At 65.4% G+C, this 15,518-nt stretch carries 12 protein-coding genes; 7 read left to right on the forward strand and 5 right to left on the reverse strand.

All coding sequences use genetic code 11. The features are described 5' to 3' along the window. Positions 1–19: 19 nt before the first annotated feature. Positions 20–994: a TAXI family TRAP transporter solute-binding subunit gene (locus HOP58_RS15840; protein WP_010629452.1), complete on the reverse strand. Its 975-nt coding sequence runs from the start codon at positions 992–994 to the stop codon at positions 20–22. A 131-nt stretch (positions 995–1,125) separates the two neighbouring features. On the opposite strand from HOP58_RS15840, the gene HOP58_RS15845 reads away from it, so the two are divergent. Beyond that, positions 1,126–2,025, forward strand: coding sequence for a LysR family transcriptional regulator (locus HOP58_RS15845; protein WP_234252914.1), 900 nt, complete (start codon positions 1,126–1,128; stop codon positions 2,023–2,025). A 21-nt stretch (positions 2,026–2,046) separates the two neighbouring features. On the opposite strand, the gene HOP58_RS15850 is transcribed toward HOP58_RS15845, so the two are convergent. Further along, complete coding sequence (locus tag HOP58_RS15850) at positions 2,047–3,258, reverse strand: cardiolipin synthase B (protein ID WP_234260842.1); 1,212 nt, start codon at positions 3,256–3,258, stop codon at positions 2,047–2,049. Between the two features lie 265 nt (positions 3,259–3,523). On the opposite strand from HOP58_RS15850, the gene HOP58_RS15855 reads away from it, so the two are divergent. From HOP58_RS15855 to HOP58_RS15870, 4 genes are all read left to right on the forward strand, one after another. After that, positions 3,524–3,943 carry a GFA family protein gene (locus tag HOP58_RS15855; protein WP_346657474.1) on the forward strand — a complete coding sequence of 140 codons (420 nt, stop codon included), beginning with the start codon at positions 3,524–3,526 and terminating at the stop codon, positions 3,941–3,943. 92 nt (positions 3,944–4,035) lie between these two features. Then, complete coding sequence (locus tag HOP58_RS15860) at positions 4,036–4,521, forward strand: peroxiredoxin (protein ID WP_234260843.1); 486 nt, start codon at positions 4,036–4,038, stop codon at positions 4,519–4,521. Positions 4,522–4,606: 85 nt separating this feature from the next. Next, on the forward strand, positions 4,607–5,941 hold the full coding sequence (locus tag HOP58_RS15865) for an HD domain-containing phosphohydrolase (protein ID WP_234260844.1): 1,335 nt from the start codon (positions 4,607–4,609) through the stop codon (positions 5,939–5,941). Further along, positions 5,934–8,426 carry an EAL domain-containing protein gene (locus HOP58_RS15870; RefSeq protein WP_234260845.1) on the forward strand — a complete coding sequence of 831 codons (2,493 nt, stop codon included), beginning with the start codon at positions 5,934–5,936 and terminating at the stop codon, positions 8,424–8,426. Before HOP58_RS15865 ends, HOP58_RS15870 begins: the two co-directional genes overlap by 8 nt. Positions 8,427–8,444: 18 nt before the next feature. Here HOP58_RS15870 and HOP58_RS15875 read toward each other — a convergent pair whose 3' ends face one another. The 3 genes from HOP58_RS15875 to HOP58_RS15885 all read right to left on the reverse strand — a co-directional run bounded on the left by HOP58_RS15875 (position 8,445) and on the right by HOP58_RS15885 (position 13,335). Then, positions 8,445–9,509 carry an AI-2E family transporter gene (locus HOP58_RS15875; RefSeq protein WP_010629459.1) on the reverse strand — a complete coding sequence of 355 codons (1,065 nt, stop codon included), beginning with the start codon at positions 9,507–9,509 and terminating at the stop codon, positions 8,445–8,447. A 126-nt stretch (positions 9,510–9,635) separates the two neighbouring features. Then, entirely contained in the window at positions 9,636–10,586 is a 951-nt protein-coding gene (gene cobA, locus HOP58_RS15880) for a uroporphyrinogen-III C-methyltransferase (RefSeq protein ID WP_010629460.1), read from the reverse strand. Next, the gene (locus HOP58_RS15885) at positions 10,546–13,335 is read right to left on the reverse strand and encodes a nitrate reductase (RefSeq protein ID WP_234260846.1); all 2,790 of its coding nucleotides are present in this window, start codon (positions 13,333–13,335) and stop codon (positions 10,546–10,548) included. The genes cobA and HOP58_RS15885 overlap by 41 nt, the downstream gene beginning before the upstream one ends. Before the next feature lie 466 nt (positions 13,336–13,801). Between HOP58_RS15885 and HOP58_RS15890 the strand changes: the two genes are divergently transcribed. Then, complete coding sequence (locus HOP58_RS15890; protein WP_234252909.1) at positions 13,802–14,434, forward strand: ANTAR domain-containing protein; 633 nt, start codon at positions 13,802–13,804, stop codon at positions 14,432–14,434. Next, positions 14,431–15,471 carry a CmpA/NrtA family ABC transporter substrate-binding protein gene (locus tag HOP58_RS15895; protein WP_234260847.1) on the forward strand — a complete coding sequence of 347 codons (1,041 nt, stop codon included), beginning with the start codon at positions 14,431–14,433 and terminating at the stop codon, positions 15,469–15,471. The genes HOP58_RS15890 and HOP58_RS15895 overlap by 4 nt, the downstream gene beginning before the upstream one ends. Positions 15,472–15,518 lie beyond the last annotated feature (47 nt).

Raw genomic sequence — 15,518 nt, forward strand, 5'->3', positions numbered from 1 at the left:
CAATCGTCTCCCCTGGCCGTTACTCGACGGGCCGCAGCGCGTCGGGAATCTCCAGGCCCTGCTCCTCGAAGTAGCGGGCCGCCCCGGCGTGCAGCGGCACGGTGCCCACTTCCAGTGTCATCTGCGCCAGATCGGCGTCGCGCACCGCGGAGAAGGCGTTGGCCTGGGGCTCGGGGTTTTCCATCACCGCCTTGACGATCTGGTAGGCGGTCTCCTCGTCGAGATCCGGATGGGCGTGTACGGCCACGCCGAAGGCCCAGGTGGTGTAGGCCGGAATACCCTCACCGGCACCTTCGGGCACGTCGATGATGGCCACGTCGGGCATCTCCTCACGCAGCGTGGCGGCCTGCTCGTCGGTGAGCGAGATCACGCTGATCGGGGTGAAGGTGGCGATGTCCATGCTCGAACCGTCGAGACGGTTGCCGACGCCGGACTTGGCCGAGCCCATCACCCGGCCATCCTTCATCGCATCGACGATGTCGGTGGTGGAACCGCGTACGTAGTTGGGCGAGATGCCGAGGGTACGCATTACCGCCTCGGTAGTCTTCTCGGTGGCCGAACCGGTGATGCCCGGGTTGAAGCGCACACCATCGAGGTCCTCGAGGGTCGAGACGCCGGCATCCTGACGCATCACCACGTTCTGCGGAGCGACGGTATAGACCCACAGCAGGCGGCTGTCGACCGGGCGGCCGTCGAAGTCCTCCTGGCCGGCGTAGGCGTGGTAGCCGGTGTTGGTGGTGACCAGGCCCATGTCGATCTGATTGCGACTCAGGCGGCGCAGGTTGTCGACGGTGGCACCGGTTTCCGCCACCGAGGCGCTCACGCCCTCGACCTGGCTGTTGATGATCTGGTTGACGGCGACGAAGTAGCCGTAGTGGCTCGACGAGCTGGAGGTCGAACCGATCAGCAGGCGCTCGTTGGCTTGCGCCATGCCCGCGGTAAGGAAGGTGGCGCTGGCGGCGGCGGCCAGCAGGGTCTTCAGCGTTGGCTTCATGAGTGGCTCCTTGGGCCCGGCTTGCGGGCTTGTTCTTGTCGTGTTGCACGTGGGTTTCCCCATGAAGCAGCTTGGATTGGGCCAACTATTTTGTATATTGAATTGTTTTTAAATTGTGTTTTACTTTCTAAATGAAACCCAGCATCAAGCAGCTGCGCGCCTTCGTCGCCGTGGCCCAGTCGAGCAGCCTGGCCGAAGCCAGCGAACGCATCCATCTCTCCCAGCCGGCGATCTCCATCGCCCTGCGCAAACTGGAAGAGGCAGTGGGCGGCGCGCTGTTCTCGCGCACCACGCGCCAGCTGACCCTGACCCCGGAGGGCGAGGCCTTCCTGCCGGTGGCGGTGCGTCTACTCAACGACTGGTCCGAGGCCTTCGAGGATCTCGAAGAGCGCTTCTCCAAGCAGCGCGGCAAGGTCACCGTGGCTGCCCTGCCCACCCTGGCGGCGGGCCTGCTGCCGGGCATCATCGCCGCCTTCCATGCCCGCTACCCGCGCATCAACCTGAGCCTGCACGACGTGCTGGCCGAGCAGGTCAGTCAGATGGTGCGTGAGGGGCGCGCCGACCTGGGCCTTTCCGTGGCGCCCCACGACACCGAGGAGCTGGCCTTCGAGCCGGTGCTGATGGACCGCTACGTGGCGGTGTGCCCCAGCGGCCACCCACTGCTGGCACACGAGAGCCTGGCCTGGCGGCAGCTGGCCGGTCACCCGTTTATCGGCATCAACCGTCTCTCCAGCTCGCGCCAGGAGATCGACCGCATCATGGCCGAGGTGGGCGAGCCGCTCGAGATCCTCTGCGATGCCAGTCAGATCGCCACCGTGGGGCGCATGGTCGCCGCCGGGCTCGGCATCAGCGTGCTGCCGCGGCTCAGCTTTCGTCAGATATCCACTCAGGGCATCGAGTACCGGCCGTTGACGGCGCCGGACGTGGAAAGGCCGCTGGGTATCGTCATCCGCCACCGCCACCCGCTCTCGGCCGCCGCCGCCGCGCTGCGCATCCTGATTCAGGAACGTGCGCAGGAATCGCTCGGCTAGCTCCCCCCATGCGCCGCCGGCTCAATAATGCGCGCCGGCGATCATGCTCACCCAGCCCGCCAGGCGCTTGTGCCAGGGGCGCTCTTCCCAGCGCTCGACGGTATAGAGAATGGCGTCGTCGAGATCGTCCTCTACCAGGCCACGAACGTAGCGGGCGAAGTCCTCGTCGTAGACGTTGACGTTGCCCTCCTTGTTGATGCGAAACGAACGGTTGTCGATGTTGGTGGAGCCGATGCTGGCCCAGCGGTCGTCGATGCTGATCAGCTTGGCGTGGTACATGGCAGGCTGATACTCGTAGATCTCCACTCCTGCTTCGAGCATGGGGCCCCAGCGGTTCACCGAGGCATGCCGGACGAAGCCGTAATCGATGCTGTCGCCGGGCACCAGAATACGCACCTCGACGCCTCGCTCGGCGGCTTCGGTCAGCGCATCGAGGAAGCTTGGGTCGGGGTAGAAATAGGCCGAGGAGATCGTGATGCGCTCCTGGGCGGCAGCGATGGCGTACTTGAACATCATGCGAATCCGATGCATGCCCTCGCGAGGCTTGCTGCTGACCATCTGCATGAGCAGCTCTCCCTGAGGTTCTAGCTCGGGGAAGTAGTCTTCGCCGTGCAGCAGCTCCCCGCTCGCCTCGAGCCAGACCTCGACGAAGGCCGCCTGCATGTTGCCCACTACCGGTCCGGTAATGCGGAAGTGGTGGTCGCGGTAACCCGGCGCGTCGTCTTCCGGCAGCCAGCTGTCGGTGACGTTGGCGCCCCCGGTAAAGCCGATTTCACCATCGACGATGAGCAGCTTGCGGTGGGTGCGGTGATTGAACTGCGGCAGTTGGTACCAGGCCGGCTCGCGCCAGCGAATCACCTCCACCCCGGCCTCCTCCATGCGTTCGAGATGTTCCTCCTCGGCGGGCATGGTACCCACGTAGTCGAGCAATGCGCGTACGGCCACGCCCCGCTCGGCCGCCTCGGCCAGCGCGTCGGCGAAGGCCGCCGCCGCCTCGTCACCAAAGAATTCGAAAACCTCGAAGTTAATGGAATGTTGCGCCGCAGCGATGGCGTCGAGCTTGGCCGCATAAATCGCCTCGCCACCCTCGATATGGTCGATACCGTTGCCGCCAACGAGGGGATGCGGAAGGATCTGTCCCAACGACCGCATGAAGCGTGGGTCGTCGAGGCCATGATCGATCACTATCGGCTCGACCAAACGTTTGGGCTTGGGGGTGAGGTTGGACATCATGACCGCACCGATCGCGAAGAGTAACGCAACCGTCAGTGCAGTGGCTCCTATCCATTTGAGCTTCTTGCGTCGCTGCAATGTGCCGTCTCCCTGACGTCATTTGACTCTACACACCGTAGCAAACATCGCTCCCTCGCCTCTGGTCAGGCAGCGTTGGATATCCATCCATACAGTTTGAAAAGGAGACGAGTGGCCTGGCGCCGGTATAGCTACACTGCTGGAGTCGGTAACCCTTTCCGTCGTGTAACGCAGGAGAAAATGGATGATGGATGGAATGAACGCGCGCGGCAGCTGCCTGTGCGGTGCCGTCAACGTGGCGGTGGCCGCCCATAAGCAGAATGTCGGCGCCTGCCACTGCAGCATGTGCCGCACCTGGGGCGGCGGGCCGCTGCTGGCGTTGGAGTCGGTCAGCGACATCGAGATCGAAGGCGAGGAGAACGTCACCGTCTATCCCTCGTCGGACTGGGCGGAGCGAGGTTTCTGCAAGCGCTGCGGCACCCACCTCTTCTACCGGCTGAAGACCGGCGATCACTATGCCGTTCCGGTAGGCCTGGTGGATGGCGGCGAAGCCTGGACCTTCGACACCCAGATCTTCATCGACCAGAAACCCGAGTACTACCGTTTTGCCAACGAGACCCACAACATGACCGGCCAGGAAGTCTTCGATGCCTATCAGGGCAGTTGAAACTCGCTACATTCGGCAACGACCCTGATCCAGGAATTGCTCTACAGTATCCAGGCGATGCCAAGACCCCATCCCCAGACAAGGAGCTGCCCATGCCCATTTCGGTAGGCGACAAGATCCCCGACGTAACGATCAAGACCATCGGCCCCGACGGCCCCGAGGATATCTCCACCGGCGACATCTTCAGCGGCAAGCGCGTGGTGCTGTTCGGCGTACCCGGGGCCTTCACGCCGGGCTGTTCGAATACCCACATGCCAGGCTTCGTGATCAAGGCCGACCAGGTGCTGGAAAAAGTGGATACGCTGGCCTGCATGTCGGTCAACGACGCCTTCGTGATGCGCGCCTGGCAGAAGGATCAGAATGCCCAGGCGATTCTGATGCTGGCCGACGGCAATGCCGAGCTGACCCGTGCCCTGGGCATGGAGAAAGACGCCAGCGGCGCCGGCATGGGCATCCGCAGCCTGCGCTTCGCGCTGATCGCCGAGGATGGTGTCGTCAGCTACGTAGGCATCGATACCGAACGTGGCGTGATCGACAAGAGCAGCGTCGATACCATTCTCGAGCACCTCCCGGGCTGAATTTCCTAAAGCTTCCTCTTCATCTGCCGATAAGTGTTAATAAAGCCGTTTCGGCACAGTTCTCACCAGGATGGGAGGAAGCTGCATGGAAGACGTGGCACAGGAACCCGTACCCGCCAGGCTGCTACTGGTCGACGATGAACCCAATGTGCTCGCCGCGCTCTCCCGAGTGCTTCGTCATGAAGGGTACGTATTGCATACCGCCGGAAGCGGGCCGTCCGCTCTGGAAGTACTCGAACGCGAACCGATCGATCTGCTGCTGTGCGACTTCCTGATGCCCGAGATGGATGGCGCCGAGCTGTGCTCACGGGTTCGCCAGCAATGGCCGGACTGCCAGCGCCTGCTGCTCACTGGGCAGAGCGATCTGGCCGCCACCGTGCGTGCCATCAACGACGGCCATATCTACGGCTATCTGGCCAAGCCCTGGGACGACGATGGGCTACGCCTGACCCTGCGTCAGGCCCTCCAGCATCAGCGCACCGAAAGTGAGAGAAAACGACTCGAAGAGCTCACGCGCGCTCAAAACCAGGAGCTCGCCGCGCTCAACGCGACGCTGGAGCAGCGCGTCGAAGCGCGTACCCAGGAACTCAAACAGACCGCCGACATGCTGGAAGTGGCGTTCGAGGAGCTGCGCAAAAGCTATGTGACGGCAACCAAGGTCTTCTCGTCGCTGATGGGACAGCGTCTTCCGCCGCGCTATCAAACCAATGCCAAGGTAGGCGTCCTGGTGCAGGCCTTCGCCACCGAGCAAGGCCTGGACGAGAAGCTGCAGCATGAGCTGGAGCTGGCCGCCGCCCTCTACAACTTGGGCAAGCTGGCCTGGAGCGACCGCATGATCGCTTCCCCCGCCGAACAGCTCACGGGCGAGCAACGCCAGCTCTATCGCCTCTATCCGACCACAGGGGAAAACCTGCTGATATCCCTGGAGCACATGGAGGGGGCGGCACGGCTGATTCGCCATCACCGAGAGCACTGGAACGGCAATGGCTTTCCCGACCGACTGCAGGGCGAGGCCATTCCCTATGGTTCACGCCTGCTGGGGCTCGCCGTCGACTTCATCGAGCTGCAGCGCGGCATGATCCTGCCGCAGCAGGTGACTCGCCCACGTGCGCTGGAACTGCTGCGCAAGTTCAGCGGGCGCCTCTACGACCCCAGCCTGTGCCGGGCTTTCATTGCCCTGTGCCAGGACAAGGCGCCCGACCTCGAAAGCCATGGCCGCCCAGTGACGGCACTGGAAACCCGCCAGCTTCAGCCCAGGATGGTACTCGCTCAGGACATTCGTTCCACCAGCGGCATGCTGCTGCTGCATGAGGGCAAGGAGCTCACGGCCCACCTGATCGAGAAGCTGATGTTGCTCGAAGAAGCCGAGAATCAGCGCTACACGATCCTGGTGTATCGCGAGGACAAGGACGATGAGTAACGCTCTCGAGCTTCAGCTTGCAAGCTGCCAGGAGCAGTGCAAGCGCCTCGAGGCGCGCCTGAATCGCCTACTGGAAAGCATCACCGATGGCTTCATCAAGGTGGACAAGGAGTGGTGCATCACCAACGTCAATCCGGCGGCTGAGCGCATCATCGGAAGCCCTCGGGAAGCGTTGGTCGGCCAGCTGCTGTGGGACGCCTTTCCCGATGTCAAGGGCACCCGCTTCGAAACGGAGTATCGTCGCGCCTTCGACGAGTCGGTACCGGCCAGCTTCGAGGCCTATTATGCCAAGCTCGATCTGTGGGTGAAGGTGAGCGTCCACCCCAACGAAGAGGGGCTGGCGATCTATTTCCAGGACATCGGCCAGCGCAAGAAAGCCGATGTAAAGCTGCGCATCCTCGAGCGAGGCATCGAATCCAGCGTCAACGGCGTGGTCATTGCCGATGCCCGCGCGCCCGACCTGCCCATCGTCTACGTCAATGCCGCGTTCGAACGCATCACCGGCTACAGCCGCGACGAGGTCATGGGGCGTAACTGCCGCTTTCTGCAGGGCGACCAGCCCGACCCTGCCCTGGGTCAGCGCATTCGTCGCGAGCTCGACGCACAGCGCGATTTCCACATGACCCTGTGCAACTATCGTAAGGATGGCTCGCCCTTCTGGAACGATCTACACATTTCTCCGGTGAGGGACGATACGCAGCAGATCAGCCACTACATCGGCATCCTCAACGACATCTCGGCGGAGCGGGAGTACGAATCGCGGCTGGCCTATCATGCCGACCACGACGTTCTCACCGGCCTGGCCAATCGCCACTATCTGGAGCGGCGCCTGCGCCAGAGCTGCACGCCCTCGCCGGGGCAGCCGCAGCGTATCGCCCTGCTCTACCTCGACCTGGACGATTTTCAGTCGATCAACGACAGCCTGGGTCACGAGCAGGGCGATCGCATCCTGATCGAAGTTGCCGCCAGACTGGTGCAGCAGGTGCGCCGCAGCGATACCGTGGCGCGCATTGGCGGCGATGCCTTCATCGTGATGCTGCCCGAACCGGACGACATCATCGCCATCGTCGAACGCCTGCTCACAGCCGTCGCCCGCCCCTATCTCATCGACCAGCGCGAGCTGCATCTCACCGCCAGCATCGGCATCGCCCTGCACGATGGCAGCGGTGCACCCGACCAGCTCATTCAGCAGGCCGATCTGGCGATGTACCAGGCCAAGCGCCGCGGCCGCAACACCTACTACTGGTTCTCGCGCGAGCTCGATGACAGAGTCAGCCATCGCGTTGCCTTGCGCAGCGCCCTGCAGCGCGCCATCGACGAGGGTCAGTTCGAGCTGCACTATCAGCCGCAGTTCCACGGTGCCAGCAGCCGCGTGGTCGGCTACGAGGCGCTGATTCGCTGGCACCATCCCGAGCGTGGTTTCATCCCGCCGGGAGAATTCATCGGCCTGGCCGAGGAAACCGGCCAGATCGTCGCCATCAACGACTGGGTCGTGCGCACCGCCTGCCAGGACAATCGCCGCCTCATGGACATGGGGTTGGGGCAGCTCCCGATGGCGGTCAACCTTTCGCCGACGCAGTTCCATCGCAGCGGGTTCGTCGAGGCCGTGCTGGCCATGCTGGAAGAGACCGGCCTGCCGGCCGCCCTGCTGGAGCTGGAGCTCACCGAGAACATCCTGATGGACAGCACCGACAAGGCCATCGAGACCCTGTCCGCCCTGCGCCAGCATGGTATCGGCGTGGTCATCGACGACTTCGGTACCGGCTTTTCCAGCCTGAGCTATCTCAAGCATCTGCCCATCGACAAGATCAAGATCGACCGCTCCTTCATCAAGGATGTGATCAGCGACCATCGCGATGCCGCCATCGTCCAGGGCATCATCGCCATGGCCAACCGCCTGCAGCTCAAGGTCATCGCCGAGGGGGTCGAGACGCAGGCTCACCATGCCTATCTCAGCAGGCTCTGGTGCGATCTCTTCCAAGGCTTCTACTTCGCTCGCCCCATGCCCTTCGACGATCTGGTCGCGTTCATGAGAGAACATAACGCGAGGGCTCACGAGACCGACCTTGCCCAGCCCGACGCCTCGACCCCGACGATCCTGCTGGTCGACGATGAGATCAACGTCCTGCGCGCCCTGACCCGCACACTGCGCCGCGAGGGCTACCGCATCCTGACCGCTAGCAGCGCCCAGCAGGCCTTCGAGCTGCTGGCCACCGAGGAGGTTGCCCTGGTCATCAGCGACCAGCGCATGCCCGAGATGAACGGCACGGAGTTTCTCAAGCGCATCAAGGCACTCTACCCGCGAACGCTGCAGATCCTGCTCTCCGGCTATACCGACCTGAAAACGGTCACCGAAGCCATCAACGAGGGCGCCGTGTACAAGTTCCTGACCAAGCCCTGGGACGATGACGAACTGCGCCTCATCGTGCACCAGACCGTACGCGAGGCCGTCTCACTGCACGACGATACCGGTCGAGGGGGATAGGCGTGAGCCGGCCGCCCTCTAGCGCCCGCCGAGAACCTCGATGTCGTCCCCCAGCACGTCGTTGATGTAGAGCGCCTGCAGCGTGACCACGGCAACCACCGCAAGGGGCGTCGAGAGAATCACGCCGGCCACACCGGCCACGGCCGCCCCGGCCAGCTGCACGATGACGGTATAGGCGGGTGGCAGTCGCACCAGCCCCTTGGCGGCCAGCGGCATCACCAGGTTCGACTCCAGGGTCTCGACCACGAAATAGAGAATCAGGGCATACAGCGCCAGTTGGGGCGATTCGAGAAAGGCGATCAGGATCGTCGGGATGGCACCGATGATCGGCCCCAGGTAGGGAATGAAGGTGAACAGCCCCGCCACCAGGCCCAGGGCGCCAGCCATGGGCACGCCGAGCAGGACCAGCCCCAACGCCACGGAAACGCCCACGAACACCATCGAGACGAGCCGGCTCAGCAGCCACAGGCGCAGTGCCCTGCCCTGCATGCACAGCACCTGGGCCAGCCGGTCGCGTTTTGCGGGCGGGCACAGCAGCAACACGTTGCCGATGTACTTGGCCGGGCTGAGCACCAAATAGAAGCCGATCAGCAAGATCAGGAAGAAGCTGGCAATGGCGCCGAAGGTGGTGGCAAAGAAATTGGTGAAATAGTCGATGACGGGCTCGCCGATCAGTTGCGCCGGCTCCTCCACTTCCGCCATCGCCGTTTCGATGCCGGGCAGCTCACGGAAGTTGTTCAGGAACTGCTGGAACGCCTGGGGCAGTTCAGCCACCAGTTGCGGCAGCTGCTCGCCGATACGTGGGCCGATCAGAGCTCCCAAGCCCACCATGCTCAGGCAGATCATGAGCAGCGCCAGCAACAGCGCCCAGGGTCGACTCAAGGGCAGATAGCGCTGACACAGCCGCACCGCACCGTCGATGGACACGGCAACCAGAATGCTGGCAAAGACCAGCAGCATCACATCGATGAGTTGACTGGCGAAGAACAGCAGCACCGCCACCAGGCTGGCAAGCCCGATGACGATCAGCGTGCGTCGGGTGAAACGTGAGAGCGCACTCTCGTTCCGCTCGATTTCCTGCATGGCAGCTCCTTGCCGTAAGAGAGGGCATCCAGCCCGACTGCGTCGAGGTCGAGAATCAGCCTAGTCCCCTTCAGCGAGCTGCGCCTAATAAGCAGAAGCTGCGAGCGTGTTCTTGAGTGACGAGCGTTACGGTGTCGGCGGCGCTGCCAGAGCCTTGTCTCCGGCGGCGGGGGTCGTCTCGGTCATGCGCACCACGCTGCCGACCACGATCAGGCAGGGCGAAGGCAGCGGCGAGGCGGCCAGTTTGGCGGGCATGTCGGCCAGGGTGCCCACCAGCGAGGCCTGTTCGGGCAGGCTGGCGTTGGCCACCAGCATGATCGGCCAGTCGTCGGGCAGCCCGTTGCGCCGCAGCCCGGCGCAAATAGCCTCGACCTTGGTCAGCCCCATGTAGAAGATCAGCGTCTCGTCCTGGCGCGCCAGGGTGGCCCAGTCGGGCTCGCCGTCCTTGCGGCACAGCTGGGCGGTGATGAAGCGCAGCTGCTGGGCGTGGGCGCGGTCGGTGAGCGGAATGCCCATGCCGGCCGCCGCCGCCGAGGCGGCGGTGATGCCCGGCACGATCTCGGCCTGAATGCCGCCCTCCGCCAGCGCAGCGAGCTCCTCGCCCATGCGACCGAACACGCCGGGATCGCCGCCCTTCAGTCGCACCACCGATTTACCTTCCTGTGCCAGCTTCACCAGCAGCGCGCCGATCTCGGCCTGGGGCACACTGTGGTGGCCGCGCTCCTTGCCCACGTAGTAGCGCTCGTGGCCGGCGGGAATCAACGCCAGCACGTCGTCGCCCACCAGGCGGTCGTAGACCACCGCATCGGCTTGCTGCAGCAGGCGCGCGGCCTTCAGCGTTAGCAGCTCGACGTCACCGCTGCCCGCCCCCACCAGGTAGACGCAGCCGGCACGACACTCACCGTCCAAGGTCACGGTGGGCGCCGGCGTGGAGCGCGACCCGCCGAACGGCGAGCGCACGATATGGCCGAGGCCGTGCAGGCGCGACAGTGCCGCCTGACCCAGCGTTTTCGGCAGCAGCGCCTTGAGCCAGGCCTCAGGCGACAGCAGGGTCTTCAATTGGCTCAGCGAGCGCATGGGCCTTCTCCTCTTCGATCAGCGATTTCAGCTCGGGAATGCAGCTTCCGCACTGGGTGCCACAGGCTAGCCGGGCGCCCAGCGCCTCGACGCTGTCGTCGCCTTCACGGATGGCTCCTAGGATAGCGCGTTGACCCACCTGATGGCAGCTACACACCACCGGCCCCTGGTTGGCGGCGCCATCGTCGCAGCCGGCCAGCAGGCGGCGGCGGTGCTCGGCGGCCATGCTCTCGCCACTTGCTGCTTCGCCGAAACGCTCGGCGAGCCAGGCCAGGTTGGGCAGCTCCTTGGGCGGCCCCGACATGAACCACCAGCGCAGGCGCCCGGCGTCATCGACCCCCGCGGCACGCAGGCGCCCGCTAGCCGGGTCGGTGCACCACAAGGTGGGCGGCACCGGCAGGGTCGCCTCGAGCCAGCTCAGCCACTCCGGCGAGGCGGTTTCCATTTCGCCGCGGGCGCTTTCAATCCTGCCGTTGGCGCTAGCTGGTTCTCCGCCGGCCAGCTGCCAGCGCTGAGCGGCGCCCAGCGGAATCCGCGCCCAGTACTGGCTGCGGTCGCACCAGCGCGATTCGGCCACACCCAGGTCGTCCGCCACCAGCAGGGTGGCCTCCCACTCCACCGGCAGCGGCGCCAGCGCCACCGCCCCGTGCTTGGATTCCGGCTGGCCGGAAACCGGGTCGACATGGTTATCGATCAGCGCTCCGGAAAAGGCCGAGCCGCTGAAGTAACCGTTCCAGTGCATCGGCACGAACACCTCGCCGCGGCGCTGCCCGCGCGACACCCGCACGCGGCCGACATAGCGACCGCCGACGCCCTGCAGGCAGGCCAGACCCTGCTCTTCCACCCCCAGCGCAGCGGCATCTTCCGGGGCGATCTCGATGAACGGCTCGGCACGGTGGTTCATCAGCCGCGGCGAGCGGGCGGTACGGGTCATGGTGTGCCACTGGTCGCGAATGCGCCCAGTATTGAGCCGCAGCGGGCGCGCCGCGTCCAGCTCTTGGGCGGGCGCACGCGAACGCACCGCTACCATCCGCGCCAGCCCATCGGGCGTGGCGAAGCGGCCGTCGGTGAAGAGCCGCGCGGTGCCGCGGGGGGCAGCGACATTGACCGGCCACTGGATCGGCTCTAAAGCATCGTAGGCGGCGCGGTCGAGCCCGGCCAGACCGGAGATGTCGAACAGCCGGCGCCGCTCACCCGGCCCCTCGCCGTTCTCGAAGCCGGAGAGCCGGGCGTGCTCGTCGAAGATCTCGCTGGGGTGGGTGTAGCCGAAGGCCTCGCCGAAGCCCAGCCGCTTGGCCACCTCGCACAGCGCCCACCAGTCGTGCCGGGCCTCGCCCGGCGGTGGCAGGATGCCGCGCTGGCGCGAGATGCGCCGCTCGGAGTTGGTCACCGTGCCGTCCTTCTCCGACCAGCTCGAAGCCGGCAGCACGATATCGGCATAGGCCAGCAGGTCGGCATTGGCCATGCAGTCGGAAACGATTACCAGCGGGCATTTCGCCAGCGCCGCGCGTACCCGGTCGGTACGCGGCAGGCTCACCGCCGGGTTGGTGGCCATGATCCACAGCGCCTGCACTTCGCCGCGCTCGATCGCTTCGAACAGCGCCACCGCCTTGTGGCCTGGTCCTTCGGGCAGGCACGGCACCAGCCCCGCGGTGGTCCAGAAACGTGTCACACGGTCCCGCGCCCCGGGGGTGTCGTAATCCATGTGGGCGGCCAATTGGTTGGCCAGCCCGCCCACCTCGCGCCCGCCCATGGCGTTGGGCTGGCCGGTGATCGAGAACGGCCCCGCCCCCGGCAGGCCGATCTTGCCGCCGGCCAGGTGGCAGTTGATGATGGCGTTGCCCTTGTCGGTACCGCTGCTCGACTGGTTCACCCCCTGGGAGAACATCGTGACCACGTGCAGGTGGCTGGCAAACCAGTAGAAGAAAGTCTCCAGACGCTCCGCATCCAGGTCGCAGTCGGCGGCGATGGCTTCCACGCCGGCATCCTGCTCTTGCGCCGCGGCCAGCGCCTCCTCGAAGCCCTGGGTATGCGCCTCCAGATACACCCGGTCGAGCTTGTTGCGCGCAGCCATCCACGCCAGCAGCCCGGTGAACAGGCGGGCGTCGCTGCCCGGCTTGAGCCCCAGGTAGAGGTCGGCGAGCTCGCAGGTGTCGGTCACCCGCGGGTCGATCACCACCACCCGCAGCAGCGGGTTGCGCTGCTTGGCCACCTTCAGCCGCTGATAGAGCACCGGATGGTTCCAGGCCAGGTTGGAGCCCACCAGCACCACCAGCTCGGCCTCTTCGAGGTCCTCGTAGCAGCACGGCACCGCGTCGGCGCCGAAGGCGCGCTTGTGGGCCGCCACCGCCGAGGCCATGCACAGGCGCGAATTGGTATCCAGGTGAGGCGTGCCGAGAAAGCCCTTGAACAGCTTGTTGGCAACGTAATAGTCCTCGGTGAGCAACTGCCCGGATAGGTAGGCAGCAAGTGCTTCGGGACCGTGGGCATCGCGCACCGCCCCCAGGCGGCTGGCCACCGCATCCAGTGCGGTGGCCCAATCGCTCTCCACACCGTCGACGATGGGCCGGGTCAGGCGACCGCCATGACCCAGCGTCTCGTGCAGGGCCGAGCCCTTCACGCACAGGCGGCCAAAGTTGGCGGGATGCTGCGGGTCGCCCTGCACGTCGACGATCTCATTCTTCTCGACGCTGGCCACCACGCCACAGCCAACGCCGCAGTAGGGGCAGGTGGTTCGGGCTTCGCGCATGTCGATCTCCTCTGGAGCACTCTTGAAACGACGATCTCGAAACGACGACGCCCGCCAACGCTTCCCCGGGATATTACTGAGGGAAGGTTGGCGGGCGTCGTTGCCGCTCGGGCGCTGACGGTGCGCCCATGTCGATATTCACTGATGTGTATCAAGCAGAAAGCGTGCCATGGCGAGAATAACCATCCCCTTTCAGGCAGATGTCATGCTTTGCCTTCCCGCCCAGCGTCGTGCTTCATGCTGCTTCGCACCATGACCCGGCGCCCCGGCCCGGCCATGCACCAGGCTGGTGCCGAGTGGCCAATTCCGCTGCTGCTGTGCGGCCTTTCACTCACCAGGAGAGTGGCGCCTGGCGGGCGCATGGGCGTGAAAATGCGCAACTGGAATATCTTTTGCATGTTTCTTGCCAGGTACTCGGTAGCGAAACCAGAGCCAGACCCGATAACGCCAGACACGAGCGACGCCTATGCCCTCACCCCTGAACATCCTGCTGGTCGACGACGAGGTAGTTCGCGCCGCCATGGTCGAGGAGGCGCTGATGGCCGAGGGTCACCGGGTCATCTGCCGACTGACCAGCCCCGCCAGCCTCAACGAGATGGTCGCGCGTCACCAGCCCGACGTGGTGATCATCGACATGGAGAGCCCCGACCGCGACACCCTGGAGAGCATGGCCCTGCTCAACCGCGAGAACCCACGACCGGTGGTGTTCTTCGCCGACCAGCACGACTCCGACATGCTGCAGGCCGCGCTCAAGGCCGGGGTCAGCGCCTACGTGGTCGACGGCCTGGTGCCCGAGCGGGTCAAAGCCATCGTTGAGGTGGCCATTGCCCGCTTCGACTCCTTTCACAGCATGCGTCAGGAGCTCGACAAGGCACGCAACCAACTGGCCGAACGCAAGCGCATCGAACGCGCCAAGGGCCTGCTGATGAAGCATCAATCCTGCGACGAGGAGCAGGCCTACCGCATGCTGCGCAAGCTGGCCATGGACCGTGGCCAGCGCATCGCCGAGGTCGCCGACAGCGTCATTGACGTTCTCGAACGCCTGAACCTGACATCGCCCCAGGGGCGAACCGCCGACAAACGGGGTCCCCGCTCATGAGCCACCCGCACCATCACGCCACCTCGCCGGAACTGGAACGCCTCACCCTCGGCTTCGTGCCGCTGCTCGATGCCGCCCTGCTGATCGTCGCCCGTGAGTGCGGCTGCTTCGCCGATCAGGGGCTCGACGTCTCCCTCTCGCGGGAGAACGCCTGGGCCACTCTGCGCGACAAGGTCGCCGCCGGCCTGCTCGACGGCGCCCAGATGCTCGCCCCCATGCCGCTGGCCATGAGCATGGGGCTGGGCCGGGCGCCCTGCGACACCCTGGCCCCGCTGCTGCTCAGCCGTAACGGCAACACCGTGACGCTTTCCACGGCCCTGAGCGAGGCCAGCGGCGCGACGCTAGGCGACGACCCGGCTGCCAGCGCACTGGCACTGGGCAACTGGCTGCGCGGCCCCGGCAGCGACAAGCGCCCCCGCCTGGCCATGGTCTATCCCTACTCCTGCCAGCACTATCAGCTACGCGAATGGCTGACCCTCGGCGACATCGATCCCGAACGCCACGTGGAACTGGTGGCCCTGCCACCGCCGCGCATGGTGGAAGCGTTGCGCAGCGGAGAGATCGACGGCTTCTGTGCCGGCGAGCCCTGGGGCACCCTGGCCCGGCACTGCGGCGCCGGACGGCTGGTGACCACCGGCGACCAGCTATGGCCCGACCACCCAGAGAAAGTGCTAGGCGTGACCCGCTCCTGGGCCGAGCGCAACCCGGCCACCCTGGGAGCCCTGCTGCGCGCCCTGGTAGCGGCCAGCGAATGGCTGGCCGCCTCACCGGAAAACCGCCGCCAGGCGCTGGCATGGCTCGCCCTGCCGCCCTACCTGGACCATTCGGTACGGCATCTGGAGTCGCTCGAACTCGGCGTTGCCCCCATTCGGCAGCGCCTCTACGGTGCCGGCATGCTGCGCCCCACCCCGCAGGATGCACTGCACTTCGCCGAGCCCATCGCCAGGCAGCTGGAAGCTCAAGGAGGACGCTTTTCGCCCGGCGAACTCGCCGCGTGCTACAGCCCTGTGCATTTCGATGCCGCAACGCACCATTGATGTGCACGGCCGGTATGGGCCAATGCCGATACCGGCCCTCCCGCCCT

The organism is Halomonas sp. MCCC 1A11062, assembly GCF_021404355.1.
Taxonomy (GTDB): Bacteria; Pseudomonadota; Gammaproteobacteria; order Pseudomonadales; family Halomonadaceae; genus Halomonas; species Halomonas aerodenitrificans.